General features: G+C 36.8%; 13 protein-coding genes. 7 read left to right on the top strand and 6 right to left on the bottom strand.

Annotation, left to right across the window (positions count from 1 at the left end):
• The first annotated feature begins 3 nt into the window (after positions 1–3).
• Positions 4–1,191 (top strand): TRC40/GET3/ArsA family transport-energizing ATPase, encoded by a 1,188-nt coding sequence (locus STA7437_RS10595; protein ID WP_015193381.1) that lies wholly within the window; start codon positions 4–6, stop codon positions 1,189–1,191.
• 129 nt (positions 1,192–1,320) lie between these two features.
• Here STA7437_RS10595 and STA7437_RS10590 read toward each other — a convergent pair whose 3' ends face one another.
• A complete protein-coding gene (locus tag STA7437_RS10590) occupies positions 1,321–1,800 on the bottom strand; it encodes a DUF4168 domain-containing protein (protein WP_015193380.1) in 480 nt (159 codons plus the stop codon).
• 124 nt (positions 1,801–1,924) lie between these two features.
• Here STA7437_RS10590 and STA7437_RS10585 point away from each other — a divergent pair, with 124 nt between their 5' ends.
• The 4 genes from STA7437_RS10585 (at position 1,925) to STA7437_RS10570 (ending at position 7,617) form a co-directional block, all read left to right on the top strand.
• Positions 1,925–3,676 carry a fatty acyl-AMP ligase gene (locus STA7437_RS10585; protein WP_015193379.1) on the top strand — a complete coding sequence of 584 codons (1,752 nt, stop codon included), beginning with the start codon at positions 1,925–1,927 and terminating at the stop codon, positions 3,674–3,676.
• A gap of 284 nt (positions 3,677–3,960) precedes the next feature.
• Positions 3,961–4,716 carry a MinD/ParA family ATP-binding protein gene (locus STA7437_RS10580; protein ID WP_015193378.1) on the top strand — a complete coding sequence of 252 codons (756 nt, stop codon included), beginning with the start codon at positions 3,961–3,963 and terminating at the stop codon, positions 4,714–4,716.
• 27 nt (positions 4,717–4,743) lie between these two features.
• Positions 4,744–5,772 carry a glutaminase A gene (glsA, locus tag STA7437_RS10575; protein WP_015193377.1) on the top strand — a complete coding sequence of 343 codons (1,029 nt, stop codon included), beginning with the start codon at positions 4,744–4,746 and terminating at the stop codon, positions 5,770–5,772.
• A 15-nt stretch (positions 5,773–5,787) separates the two neighbouring features.
• The gene (locus STA7437_RS10570) at positions 5,788–7,617 is read left to right on the top strand and encodes a PAS domain S-box protein (protein WP_015193376.1); all 1,830 of its coding nucleotides are present in this window, start codon (positions 5,788–5,790) and stop codon (positions 7,615–7,617) included.
• Positions 7,618–7,769: 152 nt separating this feature from the next.
• Here STA7437_RS10570 and STA7437_RS10565 read toward each other — a convergent pair whose 3' ends face one another.
• Complete coding sequence (locus STA7437_RS10565) at positions 7,770–8,816, bottom strand: fatty acid desaturase (protein ID WP_015193375.1); 1,047 nt, start codon at positions 8,814–8,816, stop codon at positions 7,770–7,772.
• Between the two features lie 372 nt (positions 8,817–9,188).
• On the opposite strand from STA7437_RS10565, the gene aroC reads away from it, so the two are divergent.
• Entirely contained in the window at positions 9,189–10,286 is a 1,098-nt protein-coding gene (gene aroC / locus STA7437_RS10560) for a chorismate synthase (protein WP_015193374.1), read from the top strand.
• A 15-nt stretch (positions 10,287–10,301) separates the two neighbouring features.
• Here the strand turns inward: aroC and STA7437_RS10555 are convergent, their stop codons facing one another.
• Positions 10,302–12,098, bottom strand: coding sequence for an ABC transporter ATP-binding protein (locus STA7437_RS10555; RefSeq protein WP_015193373.1), 1,797 nt, complete (start codon positions 12,096–12,098; stop codon positions 10,302–10,304).
• A 177-nt stretch (positions 12,099–12,275) separates the two neighbouring features.
• On the opposite strand from STA7437_RS10555, the gene STA7437_RS10550 reads away from it, so the two are divergent.
• Positions 12,276–12,872, top strand: a complete 597-nt coding sequence (locus tag STA7437_RS10550) for a DEAD/DEAH box helicase family protein (RefSeq protein WP_015193372.1) — start codon at positions 12,276–12,278, stop codon at positions 12,870–12,872.
• Positions 12,873–12,939: 67 nt separating this feature from the next.
• On the opposite strand, the gene aroB is transcribed toward STA7437_RS10550, so the two are convergent.
• From aroB to STA7437_RS10535, 3 genes are all read right to left on the bottom strand, one after another.
• Positions 12,940–14,031, bottom strand: a complete 1,092-nt coding sequence (aroB, locus tag STA7437_RS10545) for a 3-dehydroquinate synthase (protein ID WP_015193371.1) — start codon at positions 14,029–14,031, stop codon at positions 12,940–12,942.
• A 68-nt stretch (positions 14,032–14,099) separates the two neighbouring features.
• Positions 14,100–15,419: an RNA-guided endonuclease InsQ/TnpB family protein gene (locus STA7437_RS10540; protein WP_015193370.1), complete on the bottom strand. Its 1,320-nt coding sequence runs from the start codon at positions 15,417–15,419 to the stop codon at positions 14,100–14,102.
• Between the two features lie 241 nt (positions 15,420–15,660).
• Positions 15,661–17,502, bottom strand: coding sequence for a hypothetical protein (locus tag STA7437_RS10535; RefSeq protein WP_015193369.1), 1,842 nt, complete (start codon positions 17,500–17,502; stop codon positions 15,661–15,663).
• Between the last annotated feature and the right edge of the window lie 32 nt (positions 17,503–17,534).

The raw sequence follows: 17,534 nt of genomic DNA, 5'->3' as shown, positions 1-17,534 counted from the left end.
AATATGCGCGTAATTTTAATGACTGGTAAAGGAGGCGTAGGTAAAACCTCAGTAGCTGCTGCTACTGGTCTTCGTTGTGCCGAACTTGGTTATAAAACTTTGGTTTTGAGTACAGATCCTGCTCATTCTCTTGCAGATAGTTTTGATTTGGAATTAGGTCATGAACCTATATCAGTACGTCCTAATCTGTGGGGTGCAGAATTAGATGCACTAATGGAACTGGAAGGCAACTGGGGTGCAGTAAAACGTTATATTACCCAAGTCTTGCAAGCAAGAGGTCTAGAAGGTGTTCAAGCTGAAGAATTGGCAATCTTACCAGGAATGGATGAAATTTTTGGTTTGGTAAGAATGAAGCGTCATTATGATGAAGGCGATTTTGATGTACTCATTATTGATTCTGCTCCAACAGGAACTGCTTTAAGATTACTCAGTCTTCCAGAAGTAGGGGGATGGTATATGAGACGTTTTTACAAACCTTTACAGGGAATGTCAGCAGCATTACGACCATTGTTTGAGCCAATTTTTAAACCGATTACGGGTTTTTCTTTACCAGATAAAGAAGTAATGGATGCGCCTTATGAATTTTACGAACAGATTGAAGCTTTAGAAAAGGTGTTGACGGATAATAATCAAACTTCGGTGCGTTTGGTAATGAATCCTGAAAAAATGGTGATTAAAGAATCTCTCCGCGCTCATGCTTATTTAAGTTTGTATAATGTAGCGACAGATTTGGTAGTAGCTAACCGAATTATCCCCGATTCTGTAAGCGATCCTTTCTTCCAACGTTGGAAAGAAAATCAAACAGTTTATAAACAGGAAATTTATGATAATTTTCATCCTTTACCTGTAAAAGAAGCACCACTTTTTTCCGAAGAAATGTGTGGATTAGAAGCTTTAGAAAAGCTTAAAGAGATTCTTTATCAAGATGAAGACCCGGCTCAGGTTTATTATCAAGAAAATACTGTTAAAGTAGTGCAAAACAAAGATAATTATAGTCTGGAATTGTATCTACCTGGAATTCCTAAAGAACAAATTCAATTAAATAAAACTGGTGATGAGTTAAATATTAGAATTGGGAATCATCGCCGCAATTTAGTTTTGCCTCAAGCCTTGGCTGCGTTAACTCCATCAGGAGCAAAAATGGAAGAAGATTACTTAAAAATTAGTTTTTCTAATTTAACGAAAGCTTAATCTTACTCAAGATTCAATTTTTCAGAATATGGTCAATCCTTGTTGGTCACGACCATATTTTTATTTAATTAAATATAAATGTGAAAAGTAAGATAAAAAATTAAGAATAATTTCAAAAAAACGATTTGTTTATGGTCTTTGAAGCTCAATTAAAATATTTTGAACTTGTTGATAAAAAGAACCGCCACGGTCATAAACTTGTTTAAGTTCATTAAAACGATTAATTGTTAAGTTATTTCTTTGGACAATTTGTCGAGAATCATCGCAATATTTGGTCGCAATTTTTTTGACATTACTAGATAAATTTTCTAAAGTTGCTGGTTGATTACAAACTATATCGGGTGGAGGTTGATTAATAATACCTTTAATTTCTTTGTAAACCTGTTGTCGTAACATTTCTACTTGGAAACCAGCCCTAGCATAATTGACTACTTCATCTTGAGTATAATCTTGAGCATAAGCATAAGAAATCATTGACAACTGTGGAAATTGCGGAGAAATCTCTGGAACTATACCTCCAAAGATACCCATTGCTGCTAGGATACCAGTAGTAAAAAGACGAGATAAGATTTTATTTAAGTTTCCCGAAGTAAAGTTAATGAACAACATAATACAGATACAACAAAGATAAAAAATAATTAATCCACTATCAATAGTTAGCTAGTGTATTTTGAATTATTTTTGACAACATAAGTTCCTTACTTTTTTACTTTTATCAGTTAAACAGGAGCAAATGACAAATCATTCTAATTTAGTTGATCTTTTAAACTATAGAGCTTTAGATCGACCAAACCAAATTGCTTATAGATTCCTTAAAGATAGTAAAACAGAATCGGCACTTTTAACTTATGCTGAATTAGATTGTCAAGCTAAAGCGATCGCAGCAAAGTTGCAATCTTTAGTTCCTGCTGGTTCGAGGGCTTTGTTGGTTTATTCTTATGATGCGGGTTTAGAATTTATTGCAGCTTTTTTTGGTTGTCTTTATGCTGAAGTGATTGCAGTTACTACGACTCCGCCACGCCATGGTAAGGAAATTGCTAAACTTCAACAAAGAGCGATCGCATCTGGAGCAACTATTGTTTTAACGACTAAAGATTTTTTAACTCTGTTTGAGTCTCAATTAGAACACACGGGATTCAATTGTCTTGCTACTGACGATCTTACTAATGATCTGGCTCAAGATTGGATGCAACCAAAAATTAATGAAGATACTCTGGCTTTTTTACAATACACTTCTGGTTCGACAGGCATACCTAAAGGAGTGATGGTAACTCATGGCAATATTCTTTGTAATGAGGAGATGATTAAACAAGCCTTCCAACATACGAAAGATACGGTAGTAGTTGGTTGGTTGCCGATGTATCACGATATGGGTTTGATTGGCAATGTCTTGCAGCCAGTTTATTTAGGAACAGAGAGTATTTTGATGTCTCCGATCGCTTTAAGTCAACAGCCTCTTAACTGGTTAAAAGCGATTACCCAGTATCAGGCAACTACTAGTGGAGGGCCCAATTTCGCTTACGATTTATTATGTTTACGGGCTACAGAAGAACAGTTAGCTGAATTAGATTTAAGTAGTTGGCAAGTAGCTTTTTCTGGTGCTGAACCTGTAAGGGCAGAAACGATAGAGAGATTTAGTAGTATTTTTGCTGCTTGCGGTTTTCGCTCAAAAGCCTTTTATCCTTGTTATGGTATGGCAGAGACTACTTTATTTGTTTCTGGAGGCTTACAAACCGCACCTCCTCAGATTAAATATGTCGATGGAATAGCTTTGGCGCAAAATCGAGTAATGGAAGTTACTCCCGAACAATCAGGAGTAAGAGCAATCGTTGGTTGTGGTAAAAATTGGTTAGATACGGAAATTATCATTGTTAATCCCGAATCATTAACTAAATGTAGTGACAAACAAGTAGGAGAAATTTGGGTATCGGGTTCGGGAATAGGTAAAGGTTACTGGGAACAACCAGAGGAAACTCAACAAACCTTTCAAGCTTATCTTGCCACAGGTGAAGGACCCTTTTTACGTACAGGTGATTTAGGCTTTTTCCAAGATGGAGAATTGTATATCACAGGGCGATTAAAAGAAGTCATGATTTTTTGGGGCAGATATTGTTATCCCCAACACGTAGAAAGAACCGTACAAGAATCCCATCCTGCTTTTAGGTTAAATTGTGGTGCAGCTTTTGCCGTAGAAACAGGAACAGCAGAAAAATTAGTGATTGTTCAGGAAATCGAACGCAGTTATTTAAGAAACTTGAATGCAGAGGAATTGGTAAATACTATCTGTCAAGCAGTAGGCAAAGAACATGAAGTTGAAGTAAGTGCGATCGCATTGATTAAAACTGGCAGCATTCCCAAAACTTCCAGTGGCAAGATTCAACGCCGTCTCTGTCAAACTATGTTTCTGAAAAGTAGTTTAAATACTGTTGCTGTTTGGCAACCAGAAGTAATAGCTAAAACTGTTACAGAAATGGTTGATTTTTAACCTGATTTCTTTATGATTTAATCTTCAATTTGAATTTAAAAAAAAGAAAAAAGAACAAATGAAGACCTTAGTCAGTTAGTTTTATTTGTGCCGAGCTATTTAACTCAGGCATTATTTCTGCTACCCTACACTAGTTAAAAACTGTCATGAATTAATGACAAAATAGCGTTTTTTTAGTTTAATTAACGCTAATTTTTTTTGGTTATTATTAAAGCGATAATGCTGTATACTTTACACTTAATTTACAAAGAGTAAAAATAATTTTTAGTATCTAACTATACCAAATGCCTAAAGTTATCTCCATTCATTCCTATCGTGGCGGAACAGGAAAATCTAATTTTACTGCCAACTTAGCAACAACTGTTGCTTCGCAAGGTAATCGAGTCGGCATTGTTGATACTGATTTGCCTTCTCCTGGGATTCATATGCTTTTTAGTCTCGAAGCAGACGATATTAACAAAACTCTTAATGATTATCTTTGGGGACGAGCAGCAATGGAAGATGCTGCCTACGATGTCAGTGCTAATGTAGGCATAGAAGGCGATGGCAAACTTTTTTTAGTACCTTCCAGCTTCAAAGCAGATGACATTGCCAAAATTCTTAAAGAAGGCTACGATGTCAAACTTCTCAATGATGGCTTTCGCAAGTTAGTCAAGGGTTTGCAACTAGACTATTTATTCATCGATACTCATCCAGGTTTATCTAAAGAAACTTTTTTATCAATCGCTATTTCTCACATTTTGATTTTGATTTTGCGTCCTGATAAACAAGACTATCAAGGCACGGCAGTAACTGTGGATGTGGCGCGACAATTAAAAGTACGTAAGATGCTGCTAGCGATAAACAAGGTTTTGAGCAGTATGAATTTAGAAGCATTACGGCAAAAAGTAGAGGAAACCTATACCGCACCCGTAGCGGGAATATTTCCTTTATCAGAAGATTTGGTACAGCTTGCCAGCGAAGGAGTTTTTTGCGTCAAATATCCCACTCATCCTGTAAGTCAGGAATTTAGCAAAGTAGCTCAACACATTGTTGCTTAACCAAAAATATTTCATAATTCTACGCTCATGGCAAACAACGATTTGACTTCTCTGACTAACTCCATTCAGGCAGTTGCTTCTCCTTTTCGTAGCTATCTGATCGACTTACATGAAAAATATCAATCTCTTACCGATGGTGCAGTAGCAGATTACATTCCAGAACTAGCATTAGCTACTCCCGAATGGTTTGGTATTTGTGCAATTACTAGTAAAGGACAGGAATTTGAAGTAGGTGACTGTGACAAACTGTTTACTATTCAGTCGATTTCTAAAGCTTTTGTTTATGGCTTGGCCTTAGAAGATTGTGGCAGGGAATATGTCAACAGTAAAGTGAGTGTTGAACCAACGGGAGAAGCCTTTAACTCTATTGTCCTGGATGAAAAAACCAATCGTCCCTATAATCCGATGGTTAATGCAGGAGCGATCGCAACTACAGATCTGATTCGAGGCAACAGTGCCACAGAAAGACTCAAACGTGTTTTAGAAATGTTCCGTTGTTATACGGGACGAGAATTAGATCTCAACGTACCTGTGTTTCTTTCAGAAAAAGCAACGGGCAATAGAAACCGAGCGATCGCTTATTTAATGCTTAATTTTGGTATGATTAGCGATCGCATTGAAGAAACCCTCGATTTGTATTTTCAACAGTGTTCTATTATGGTCAATGCTCGGGATTTGGGCATGATGGCAGCAACTCTAGCTAATGGGGGTGTAAATCCAGTTACCCAAGAAAGAGCGTTGGATGAGCGTTACGTGCAAGATGTAATCAGCGTTATGCTCACCTGCGGTATGTACGATTATTCGGGAGAATGGATTTACAAAGTAGGAATGCCGGCTAAAAGTGGTGTAGGTGGTGGAATTACAGCATTAGTTCCTGGAAAGCTAGGCATTGGCACGTTTTCACCACCCCTCGATGCCAAGGGCAACAGCGTGCGGGGTATCAAAGTCTGTGAAGATCTTGCTAGAGACTTTGGCTTGCATTTGTTTAACGTCGCCGAACCAGAGCGAGATTTAAACGAATGGATTGAAGGCAATGATTTAGTTGATGGTTGGTAAAAGCTTTATTTTATAATGATTAATCCAAAAGGTTTAAGCGATCGCTATCTCCGCAAATTTCGCTTACGAACTACACTGGTTGTTCCTTTCGTTCTACAAATTGTTGCTGCTGTTGGCTTAGTTGGGTTTCTTGCTTACCGCAGCGGACAACAAGCAATTAATGATGTTGCCAGTCAATTACGCACCGAACTCAGCAATCGCATTACAGAAAGACTGGACTCTTATATTGAAATTCCTAAAGCGATCAATCGCTTGAATGCCACTGCTTTTGCTCGGGGAGATATTGATGTCAGCAACCCCAGGGGGGAGCATCTATTTTGGCAGCAAATGCAGAACTATCCAACCTTGAGTTTTATTTATTGTGGAGATGAACAGGGTGGATTTTTCGGCGTCAGGAGGCTTTCAGAGCAAGATTCCACCAAGGTTGTTCTGCAATTTAGCAATTCTGAGACAAACTTTATTCGCCAGGGTTTCGGCTTCGATGAACGGGGCGATCTCACAACCCAACAAATTGGCAGCTTCGATAAACCCTTCGATCCACGCGTGCGCCCTTGGTATGAGGCAGCAAAAACAGCACGAGGGGAAGTTTGGAGTGAAATTTACCTCGCCTTTTCTACTCTGTTTCCTACGGTTACGGCAAGTTTTCCTGTCTACGATCAAACAAACGCTGCCATCGGGGTATGTGCTACTGACTTTTTCTTGCCCCAAGAGTTGAGTATTTTCTTGCAAAACCTGGAGATTGGTAAGACGGGTACTGCCTTTATTGTAGAGCGATCGGGAAGATTGGTCGCTACCTCGTCTCAAGAACCGATGGTTACAGGAAGTGGCGAACAGAGTGAAAGACTTTTGGCTACAGCCAGTGCTAATGCAAATATTCGAGAGACAGCGAAATATCTAAACACTCAGTTTAGTAACCTCAATCAAATTCAGTCCGTTCAACAACTCGATTTTAAGCTCAATGGAGAGAGGCAATACGTTCAAGTAGTTCCTTTCCAAGATCGAAATCTAGATTGGCTGGTAATTCTAACCATTCCTGAAGCGGATTTTATGTCGCAGATTAATGCTAGTCAGCGTAATACTTTGTGGTTAAGTCTGGGAGCATTAGGAGTAGCGATCGCTCTTGGTATTCTCACCTCTCGCTGGATTACTTATCCTATTATGCGAGTTTCTCAAGCATCCGAAGATATTGCAGCAGGCAACTTAGATCAACACGTTAAACCCAGTCGCATTATCGAAATCGAAAAGTTGGCAAATTCTTTCAACAGTATGTCTCATCAACTCAAAAATTCCTTTCATCTTTTGAAGGAAAAAAATGAGGCTTTGCGAATTGCCGAAGAAAACTATCGTAGTATCTTTGAAAATGCTCTAGAAGGTATTTTTCAGTCGAGTCCAGACGGTCGTTTCATCAGTGTCAACCCAGCCATGGCTAGAATTTACGGTTATGATTCTCCAGTAGAAATGATTGCTAACGTCACCGAAATAAGTAGCCAAGTATATGTAGATCCCCAAGGTAGGAAGGAATTTCAACGCCACTTAGATATGTATGGAAAAGTTCATAACTGGGAGTACCAAGTTTACCGCCAAGATGGCAGTATTATTTGGGTGGAAGAAGATACTAGAGCAGTCTACGATCCAAGTGGAAAAATATTGTATTACGAAGGTATTATTCAAGATATCTCCGAACGCAAGTGTCAAGAAGAACAACTCAAACGGCAGTTAGAAGAATTAAAAATCGAGATCGATCAGCAAAAGCGGGAGCAGGAAGTAGCTAAAATTACTCAAAGCGATTATTTTCAAGAATTACAGGCAGAAGCAGAAAGTCTGAGGCTTGATGATGATTGGTAAAACAATGTCAAAGACTTTCAAATAAAAAAAATCTTCTACCCTCATCCTATTCATCTAGAGTTAGCAGCATATTTTGGAAGAGTTATATAAAATCCAAAAAAGAATATTTTTGAAGTAGGGAGGTTTTTTGAAACGTCCCTACAGAGCGATCGCTAGTTAGAATGATGATAAGTTTTGAAGGTGCGATAATTATTCTGTTCGTCATATAAATGACATTGTTCGGCAACTTTTTTCATCAAAGACCAAGAAAATTCAGACTCGTACAGATAATCGCGCCAATTCTCTTTCAGACTTTGGTGAGCTTGACGTAAGTTATACCAGGGAATACCACTAGAAAGATGATGAGGAATGTGAACATTAATGTCATGACATAAAAACTCTACCCACCAAGGATATTTACAATGTACAGTTCCACAAAGTTGGGCTGAAGCTTCGTGCCATTCTGATTCTGATTGAAAAGGAATTTCTGGCATCGTGTGATGAACAATAGTAAAAGTACTCATCCAGAAGTGATAAACCAGCCAAGGTAATAACCAAAACTTAACTAAACCCCAAAAACCGGTAGTAATCAGTAATGTAGGTAAAAAAATTCCACCACCTAACAACACTACCAATACTGAAAAACGAACTTGTTGTCTTTGTTTGCCTTCAAATTGCCACCAATTAAAATGCAAACTAGCCCAATGAGCAATTGAACCTACCCACCAAAACCAACCCCTTAATCTACGATAAAACCACTGCACCAGGGGTGAAAACTGAGCATAATCTTCTGAAGTAAAAGGATCCCAAGCGTTATCGACTTTTAATTTATTGGTATGTTTGTGATGATGATTATGAAGAATTCGCCAAGCGTGATAAGGATAAATTAAAGGTAAAAATAACAGATGACCAACTAAATCATTGACCCAGTTACGATTAGAAAAAGAACGATGACCGCAATCATGACCAATTACAAAAAAACCAGTTAAACCAGTTCCTACAAAAATCCATAAAAAAGGTAAAACAAACCAGGGAGAGACAGCTAATGCCCAATATCCTAAACCAACCAACAAAACATTTATGATTAATTTAGACCAAGCTTTTTTTGAATTCTTAACAAAAACTTCTTTAGGTAATGTGTTGATAATATCTCTTAATTTAATTTTTGTATCTAGTTGAGGAGACTGTTTGATTTGAACCTTGGTGGTAGTTGCTGTCATGAATTGCTCTTAATTATTTTGATTACTCTGCTAAAAATTTGCACATAAAAAAAACTGCTAGCTACAAAATCGGTAGCAGTTGTAGGACAAGATTTAAATTGATTACTTCTCGGATTATTAAAAGGTGAAGATACAGAGTAAAATTAATTACACTGCTTCCAACACCAGCCAAATTTATAAAACCTTAATAGGTATAACACAATTTTGAGCTTAATAGTTTTTAATTGCTCAAATTAAATAACGAAATCAAAGTAATCTTTTCCCTTCAATCACTAAAGCAGTTGAAAATTTTTCCGCAGCAGTAGCAATCAAAAATTTCTCTGGGCTAGAAATACGATAAAATTATGAATCGCTTGCTCTTGCTATGAAATCATGGGAAACACATTCGGACATCTATTTCGGATCACAACCTTTGGAGAATCACATGGCGGTGGCGTTGGTGTCGTCATCGATGGTTGTCCACCACAACTAGAAATATCAGAAGCCGAAATACAAATAGACTTAGACCGCAGAAAACCAGGACAAAGTAAAATTACGACACCCAGAAAAGAAAGTGATACCTGTCAAATCATCTCTGGTGTCTTTGAAGGCAAAACCCTAGGAACACCGATCGCAATTTTAGTCACAAATAAAGACGCTCGTTCTCAAGATTACGATGAAATGGCATACAAATATCGTCCTTCCCATGCGGATGCTACCTATGATGCCAAATATGGCATTCGTAACTGGCAAGGAGGGGGAAGAGCTTCTGCTAGAGAAACTATTGGTAGAGTCGCAGCAGGAGCGGTCGCCAAAAAAATTCTTAACTCAGTAGCAGGTGTAGAGATAGTTGCTTATGTTAAACGAATTAAAGATTTAGAAGCGTCAGTAGATAGTAATAGCGTTACGATTCAACAAGTAGAAAGTAATATTGTTCGTTGTCCCAATCCCGAATCTGCAGATCAAATGATCGAATTAATCGAGCGCGCTAAAAGAGATCAAGACTCTCTTGGTGGTGTAGTAGAATGTGTAGCGCGTCATGTTCCCAAAGGATTAGGAGAACCAGTCTTTGATAAATTAGAAGCAGAGCTTGCCAAAGCAATCATGTCTTTACCTGCTACCAAAGGATTTGAAATTGGTTCGGGTTTTGCGGGGACAACGATGACGGGTAGTGAACATAATGATCAATATTATCTCGATGAAAATGGCGAAACTCGTACCGTAACCAATCGTTCGGGAGGTATTCAGGGAGGAATTTCTAATGGAGAGAATATTATTCTACGTGCTGCATTTAAACCCACGGCAACAATTGGTAAGCAACAACGAACTGTCACCAATTCTGGAGATGAAACCGTTTTAGCAGCTAAAGGTAGACATGATCCTTGTGTGTTACCAAGGGCGGTACCGATGGTTGAGGCAATGGTAGCTTTGGTTTTATGCGATCATTTTTTACGCCATCAGGCTCAGTGTAAAAGTTTAACAATACCTTAATTAGCATTAATTTAGTTAGTATTTTCTGTTTCTAACCCCTGTTTGCACTCGCCATAAATTAGCGTAAATACCTTGTTTAGCGAGTAATTCTTCGTGAGTTCCCTGTTCAACAATTTGCCCAAATTCCAACACATAAATACAGTCTGCATTCCGAATCGTTGATAATCTATGAGCGATCGCAATAGTAGTGCGATTTTGAGTAATTCTTTCTAAAGAACGAGCGATCGCAGCTTCGGTTTCATTGTCTACAGCAGAAGTGGCTTCATCGAGGATTAAAATAGGGGGATTTTTAAGCACGGCTCTAGCGATCGCAATTCTTTGTCTCTGTCCACCAGATAGTTTTTGTCCTCTTTCGCCGACGATGGTATCGTAACCTTGAGGTAAGCGACGAATAAAGTCATCTGCTTCAGCGATTTTGGCAGCAGTAATGATTTCTTCTAAACTATATTCAGGACTACCATAGGCAATATTTTCTTTAACCGAACCGTGAAAGAGAAAAACATCCTGACTAACTAAACCAATTGCACGTCTTAGATCGTTTAAGAAAATATCTTTAATATCTATCCCGTCGAGAGTTATTTTTCCTGCTTGAATTTCATATAATCTCAACAACAACTTAACAATCGTACTTTTTCCCGAACCAGTCGAACCAACAATCGCGATCGTTTTTCCTGCTGGGATATGTAGCGAGAGATTTTTAAAAATAGGATCGAACTGATTATAAGCAAAAGTAATTCGATCTAAATTAATTTCACCTCGAATCTTTTCTGTAGGTAAAGATAACTTACCAGAATGAATGGCAATCGGAGTATCTAGCAAATCCATCACGCGATTAGTAGAAGCCATTGCTCTTTGATAAAGATCTAAAGTTTGTCCTAATCTAGTTAAGGGCCATAGTAATCTTTGAGTCAGAAAAACCAAAACACTATAAGTACCAACTGCTAAGTCACCAGAGACTACTTCCATCCCACCAAACAATAAAATTGCCGTAAAACCAGCCAAAATTACAATCCGAATGACGGGAATAAAAGCAGCCGACAGAGCGATCGCTGTTTGATTACTTTGACGATAAGCTTCACTTTCCTGTCTTAACCTTTCTAATTCATAAGCTTCAGTGGTAAAACTTTTAATAGTAGTAATTCCGCTAAGATTATTTGCCAAACGAGAATTAAGTAAACTCACTTTTTCCCTCACAGCAGCATAACGAGGTGCGAGGCGTTTTTGAAAAGCAATTGAACCCCAAAGAATAATTGGAATCGGTAGAATAGACATCCAGGCAACATTGGGAATTAAAACTAAAAATGCCCCACCGATAATAATTACTGTGGTAATTACCTGAAGAATTTCATTCGCACCAATATCTAAAAATCTTTCTAGTTGATTGATATCATCATTGAGAATTGATAGTAGTGTCCCTGTACTACGTTCTTCAAAATAAGCTAATTCCAAATCCTGAATGTGACTATAAGCATCTAAACGTAGATCGTGTTGAATATTTTGTGCCAGATTGCGCCATAACCGTTCATAAGCATATTCAAAAATCGATTCTAAAGCCCAGATAACAGCAGATAAAGCACAAATAATCAATAACTGTTGAAAGACATCTGTAATTCCGAAACGAGCAATAATTGAATTCTGTGGTTTTACTACTACATCGACTGCTGCACCAATTAACGCTGGAGGTGCGAGATCAAAAAGTTTGTTAAGAATCGAACAGATAGTTGCTTGCCAAATCGAAACACGATATTTACGTCCGTATCTCAGCAAACGAAGAAAAGGATGTTTGACAACCTTATTATGCTTAGGAGTCATCTTGCAAATTAAAGAGATCAATTTAGAGCGAGACAGTCTAAATTAATATAGCGATTTTGCAGCAAAAAGTTATTGACCAAAGAGCCTTAACCTAAATTATCAATAGATGTTAAACTAACTTTAATTTCTGGCTTTGCCTCAAATTAACCAAACTAGTTAATTTAGTTGAATAATTTTATGGCAAATTCTACACAGCTATTGATCCTAGCAGGCCCTTCTTGTGCAGGAAAAACTACCTTAATAAAAGCTATTAAAAACAAAACATTAGATTCATATATATACAAACAGTTAAAAGTACAAAACTTATTTGTTTTGCCTACATTTGAGTATAAAGACCTCAAAAAAATAGAGTTAGAAAAGTTAAAAAAGTCTGTCACTGTCATCATACATTATGACTTGTATAATATATATTTAAAGAAAAACTCTTATAAATATCTTGCAGAAATTGACCAACAATTTGATGAAGTAATTGTTATTACTTTGTATGTACCTTCTAAAGTTCTTCTAAAAAGAATTAAATTAAGAATTATTAAAACATTTATAAGAATATTTATTAAGCCAACTAAATACAAATCAACAGTTGAATATCTTGAAGATCAATGGACAAAATATAGAGGATATCGCACAGTCAACACTGCTCACAATATATATAGTGACTGGTTTGAATTTAGTAAAACCTTAAATCTATCCAGTCATTGGCTCATAGATTCTAGTCAAGAAAAACTCAAAATAAAATCTTTAGAAACGATAAACCTAGACAGATTATTCAATTAAAAATATCTCTTCTTTTAATATGGAAGTTTTGGCGAAAAAAGCAGGGACACTCTGGAAATAATCTGGGTTACCTAAGAGCTAAAATTACTTCATTAATAATTTCAGTCGTAACGCGATCGCTAATCTCTACCTTCCCTATTTGAGTAGGCAGTATAAATCTAACTTTGCCCGATTTGACTTTTTTATCGCTTTGAAGAGTTTCTAAAATAGCATCTACATCTAATTTAGCAGGAATAGTAGTTGGCAATCCTGTTTTTTTAATTAATCGATCCTGACGATCCGCTTCTTCTTCTGTCCATAATCCCATTTGAGTCGCAATTTTTCCTGCTGCAACCATACCAATTGCTACTGCTTCCCCATGAACAAATTGTTCGTAATGAGTTAAACTTTCGACAGCATGACCAATAGTATGACCATAGTTTAAAATTGCTCTTAGTCCCGCTTCTTTTTCGTCCTGACTAACTACATCAGCTTTTGCTTGAGTTGAACGGATTAAAATTGTTTCTAATAATTCTGGTGCAATATGAGCAAAACTATCGATTTGTTCAGCTTGTTCTAATTTACCAAATAAATCTGCGTCCCAAATAACGCCATATTTAATTACTTCTGCCATACCTGCGCGAAATTCTCTTTCTGGCAAAGTTTTTAAAACATTAGGATCGATTAAAACTAATTTAGGCTGATAAAAAGCACCAATGAGGTTTTTTCCTTGGGGATGGTTGACTCCTGTTTTTCCTCCCACCGAAGCATCTACCATTGCCAGTAACGTCGTTGGTACTTGAACAAAGTTGACTCCACGCAACCAGGTAGCAGCAGCAAAACCAGTCATATCACCAATGACTCCCCCACCTAAAGCTACTAAAGTGGAAGAACGTTCGAGATGATGTTTTAAGGCAGTATCATAAACTTGTTCAAGAGATTGAAGAGTTTTATAAGTTTCTCCCGCAGGAATTAAGTGATGATAAACTTCAAAACCAGCAGCTTTTAAAGATTGCAGACAAGTATCTCCATAAACAGCAAAAATCTCTGGGTTGGAAACAACTAAAACCTTTTTTCCTACATTTAATTTTTTCATCTGGCTTCCTAATTGAGAAAGACAACCAGGAGAGATCACAATTTCGTAAGCAGTTTCAGGTAAGTTGACAGTAATACTTGTCATGGCTTTAGTTGTTTATTTAAATACAGTCTTTCATTTTGACTTCTCCCCTGGCTAAAGCCGAAGGGATTCTAATAAGGAAGCAAAGCTTCCTTATTAACTGACCAAAGAGTTAATCTTTGGGGACGAGTCAAAACGCCCCTAGACAGTCGGTTAAGCTCTAAGCCTAACGTTCTGCTTACTTTACGGATGATATTAGCTGCTCCGTTGCAGTCCGCATTGATATACCATTGCCCGTATCCTACTCGATACAAGCCTCTCTTCGTTCTTTTCCCTGATGGTTTCCAATCCTTGCGGTCGTCACACGCTTCCGAGGTTTCCTCGGAAGACGCGACCTTGGGTTTTTCACCGTATTTTGGTAGATTATCACCATCTAAAAACGAAGCTTTACTAGTATAGCTTTCTTCAGTCTCAACAAACTCAATTCCATAATCTAGACAGAGTTGCTCAATTCTGTCTTTTAACCTAGCTGTTGGAATTGGAACAAATTCAGAATTGTTCTTCTTGCCTAGCTCGATTTCTTTTTTATTCCCTTTATTCCAACCAAAAACAATGATTCCGATTCTATTTTCTAGACAATGATCAATCACTATCCTTGCTGCTTTGTTGATAGCATCACGCATTTGTCGATTGCGTTTTTCGGTTATTGCAGCTAACTTTTTATTCCAAAATCCTTGTGGTTTATTTTGTTTAATTTTGGCAACTTGTTTGTTATACCAGCGATTCATTGATTTAAGATGTTTGCCATCAACAATGAAGCTCGTTTCTACGTTAGAAACACAAGTTAACCAGTTATTTAAACCTGGATCGATACCAAGTACATTATTTCGATTTAATTTGGCTTTTTGTGTTTGTTTTTCGTAGACAAACTCAAAATAAAAACACTTGTTTCGAGGAAGTATTCTTAATTCTTTGATGTCGGAAAAATTAAGATTACTAGGCATTGAGATCTTAAAACTATCTATACCAAACCAACGCTTGCAAGTTTTGCCCAATGGGACTCTTAGTTTATTATCTTTTAGTTTTAAAGCTTGCTTGGGATAGCTAATTGTAGCCAACCCTCCTTTCTTCCTGTAGTTAGGGATTCTTGGCTTATCTGTTATTTCACCTTCTTTAAATGCTTTAACTAAACCTTTATATGACTTAAAAGATTCTGCTACTGAAAGTAATATTTGTTGTGCAGCTTGCGAGTGTAAAATTTTGTAGTGATAATTAGTTTTATATTGTTCTATTAAGTCAAATTTACCAATGATCTTTTTAGCTTTGAAGTATAGCTGCCTAGCGTAAAATATTCCCATGTTAATGAGTTTATGAGACTCTTCGCACAGGAAGGTTAATACATTAATTAAATTTTTGTCTTGAGTTACTAGAACTTGCTGGCAACCGTACATTGATTTATGCTTGAGTTTTAGGTATTATACTATATTTCGAGACAGTTAAAACTGTCGCTCGCTGAACGCTTTGTGCCTTATATCCCTCGCATGAATGCGAAGAATATAAGACACTACCCGATAAAATTTCTTCAGTAAGAGAAATAGTATCTAAACTGTTGGTGCATTTAATTTGTCTATTTTTTTTCACAATTCAAAAATACGTAGATGGGAAAATGCACATAGCTTAGTAGAATGAAACTTAAACCTTAAACCAATATATTTTCAATTCTCGATCTTCATAGTAGATTTGGCTATCGGGATGGTTATGAAAATAAGTTTCACACATTTGCCATGCTTCATATTCTAAACTAGATCTTCCTGCGGAGGAACGATAATAACGGTAAGTGCGATCGCGAAGTAAGTGAGCGAACCTCTCGCTTAAAATAGAATCAGGCACAACAGAGGGTTCATTGGTAAAGGTAACAAAGGGAATTTTTTCAACTAGGATAAATAAATCTTTTCCTGAAACAGGGAAGCGAAATTCTGGTTGGTTGACTGCGGAGATGCAGTCAGCGCAGGCACTGCCGTTAAACGGCGGAGTACCTGCGACTTGAGAAGCATATTGTTCAACAAATAAAGCTAAGTCTTGATACCAACCATAACTATAGATTTCAGCTAGTTGTTCGACTGGGGCTACTAAAGTCCAAGTTTGAGAAGGAAATCGGGTTTTAATCTCTAAGGTTTTCCTTGCTGCTATGTCGTATTCTACATAGGTTAAATTGGGAGGAAGAGGCAGTAAAAAATTAATTGATAAAGATAGAATTATCGCTAAACAAAAAGTTTCAGCCCATCTTTGTGATAGTATTTTTACGATGTTAGCGACGATAGTAAATAAAAATCCTGCTAATAAACTAAGAGCTACAGGCAAGGTTAGCAAAAAACTTTGAGTCCATAGCAACTGTATCTCAGTCATAGCAGCAAATCCAGCTAAAACAATCCAAGTTAAAGCGATCGCACTTAAAATTGTTTTTTTGCCCCCAATCGAGCTAATCACCGCTATTAAAACTAAAATCAGCAATGGTGGTGCAGAGATTACTATTAAAATAATGCTACAAATAAAATTGATTTTGAAAGTAATATTTTTCTGTGGTTTATCGAAATAATATCCCAAACCAAATAATAAAAAAATTGTACCAAGTTCTAATTCATTACCATTCCACTGTCGAATTAAAGAACTTTTTAAACTATGAATAATTGTCGTCAACCATACTGGTAATTCGGAATTAATTGTTTGTTCCCAAGTGAAGCAATAAACTCCCAAACACAACATTGCAACTAAAGCTGAAAAACTATTCTTGGTTAAAACGCGCACTAGATAGCCAACGCCCAAAACCATCATCATTCCTACCATAGGACTAAGGAAACGAATGACTTGCATCCCATCGATTGAACCTAGTAAAGATAAAACTGTGGCAAAAGCAGGAAATACAGGTAAATAAGGAGTTTCTGGAGCAGTTCCTGCTAAAATTTGTCTAGTTAGAAGTAGAATTTCATAGCGATCGCTATTGCTGAAGCGTAATTCTAGTAAAGGATATTCCCATCTCAATAGTAAAGCAAAACCTAAAACTATTGTTAGTACCGCAACAAAAAACATTCCCTGGCGAATTACCAAGTTTTCTACATAGTCAATTAATCGCTGTTTAATTGTTTGGAAATTTTTGTAAGTATTTTTAATTAAAGCTTGAGGTGATAATCCTTGGTCTAAAACATCTATAAGATTAAATATTTGCTCTTGAAGAATCTGTTGACAATCTTTAATTCGCCAAGTATAACTTTCTAAATAATTAAAAATTAGATAACTAATATATACTAAAGCCAGAGTTAACCAATTTAGCAGATGTAAATAACTCAAGCTCAAAACACCTGTAATTGTTATAAACATTGTACGTAGCCAAAAACCAACAATCTGATTATGAGCATTTGGTTTAGAATGACAAGATGAAGTTTTAAGCGGTAACCATAAAAATAAACTGATAAAAATAACTGCGTTCCAAAAAGCAATTATCAAATCAATAATTACAACTTGCTTGATTAATGACATAAAAATAATTAAGCAATATTTTTCTCTAATAT

Source organism: Stanieria cyanosphaera PCC 7437, from assembly GCF_000317575.1.
GTDB lineage: Bacteria > Cyanobacteriota > Cyanobacteriia > Cyanobacteriales > Xenococcaceae > Stanieria > Stanieria cyanosphaera.
The sequence above is the reverse complement of the archived record's forward strand: the minus strand, read 5'-3'. Positions and strand labels throughout refer to the sequence as shown.

Excerpts from the sequence above, each read along its gene's own strand:
- aroC (WP_015193374.1), top strand. The coding sequence starts at position 9,189 with ATGGGAAACACATTCGGACATCTATTTCGGATCACAACCTTTGGAGAA.
- STA7437_RS10555 (WP_015193373.1), bottom strand. The coding sequence starts at position 12,098 with ATGACTCCTAAGCATAATAAGGTTGTCAAACATCCTTTTCTTCGTTTG.
- STA7437_RS10585 (WP_015193379.1), top strand. The coding sequence starts at position 1,925 with ATGACAAATCATTCTAATTTAGTTGATCTTTTAAACTATAGAGCTTTA.
- STA7437_RS10550 (WP_015193372.1), top strand. The coding sequence starts at position 12,276 with ATGGCAAATTCTACACAGCTATTGATCCTAGCAGGCCCTTCTTGTGCA.
- STA7437_RS10590 (WP_015193380.1), bottom strand. The coding sequence starts at position 1,800 with ATGTTGTTCATTAACTTTACTTCGGGAAACTTAAATAAAATCTTATCT.
- aroB (WP_015193371.1), bottom strand. The coding sequence starts at position 14,031 with ATGACAAGTATTACTGTCAACTTACCTGAAACTGCTTACGAAATTGTG.
- STA7437_RS10595 (WP_015193381.1), top strand. The coding sequence starts at position 4 with ATGCGCGTAATTTTAATGACTGGTAAAGGAGGCGTAGGTAAAACCTCA.
- STA7437_RS10570 (WP_015193376.1), top strand. The coding sequence starts at position 5,788 with ATGATTAATCCAAAAGGTTTAAGCGATCGCTATCTCCGCAAATTTCGC.
- STA7437_RS10580 (WP_015193378.1), top strand. The coding sequence starts at position 3,961 with ATGCCTAAAGTTATCTCCATTCATTCCTATCGTGGCGGAACAGGAAAA.
- STA7437_RS10535 (WP_015193369.1), bottom strand. The coding sequence starts at position 17,502 with ATGTCATTAATCAAGCAAGTTGTAATTATTGATTTGATAATTGCTTTT.
- glsA (WP_015193377.1), top strand. The coding sequence starts at position 4,744 with ATGGCAAACAACGATTTGACTTCTCTGACTAACTCCATTCAGGCAGTT.
- STA7437_RS10540 (WP_015193370.1), bottom strand. The coding sequence starts at position 15,419 with ATGTACGGTTGCCAGCAAGTTCTAGTAACTCAAGACAAAAATTTAATT.
- STA7437_RS10565 (WP_015193375.1), bottom strand. The coding sequence starts at position 8,816 with ATGACAGCAACTACCACCAAGGTTCAAATCAAACAGTCTCCTCAACTA.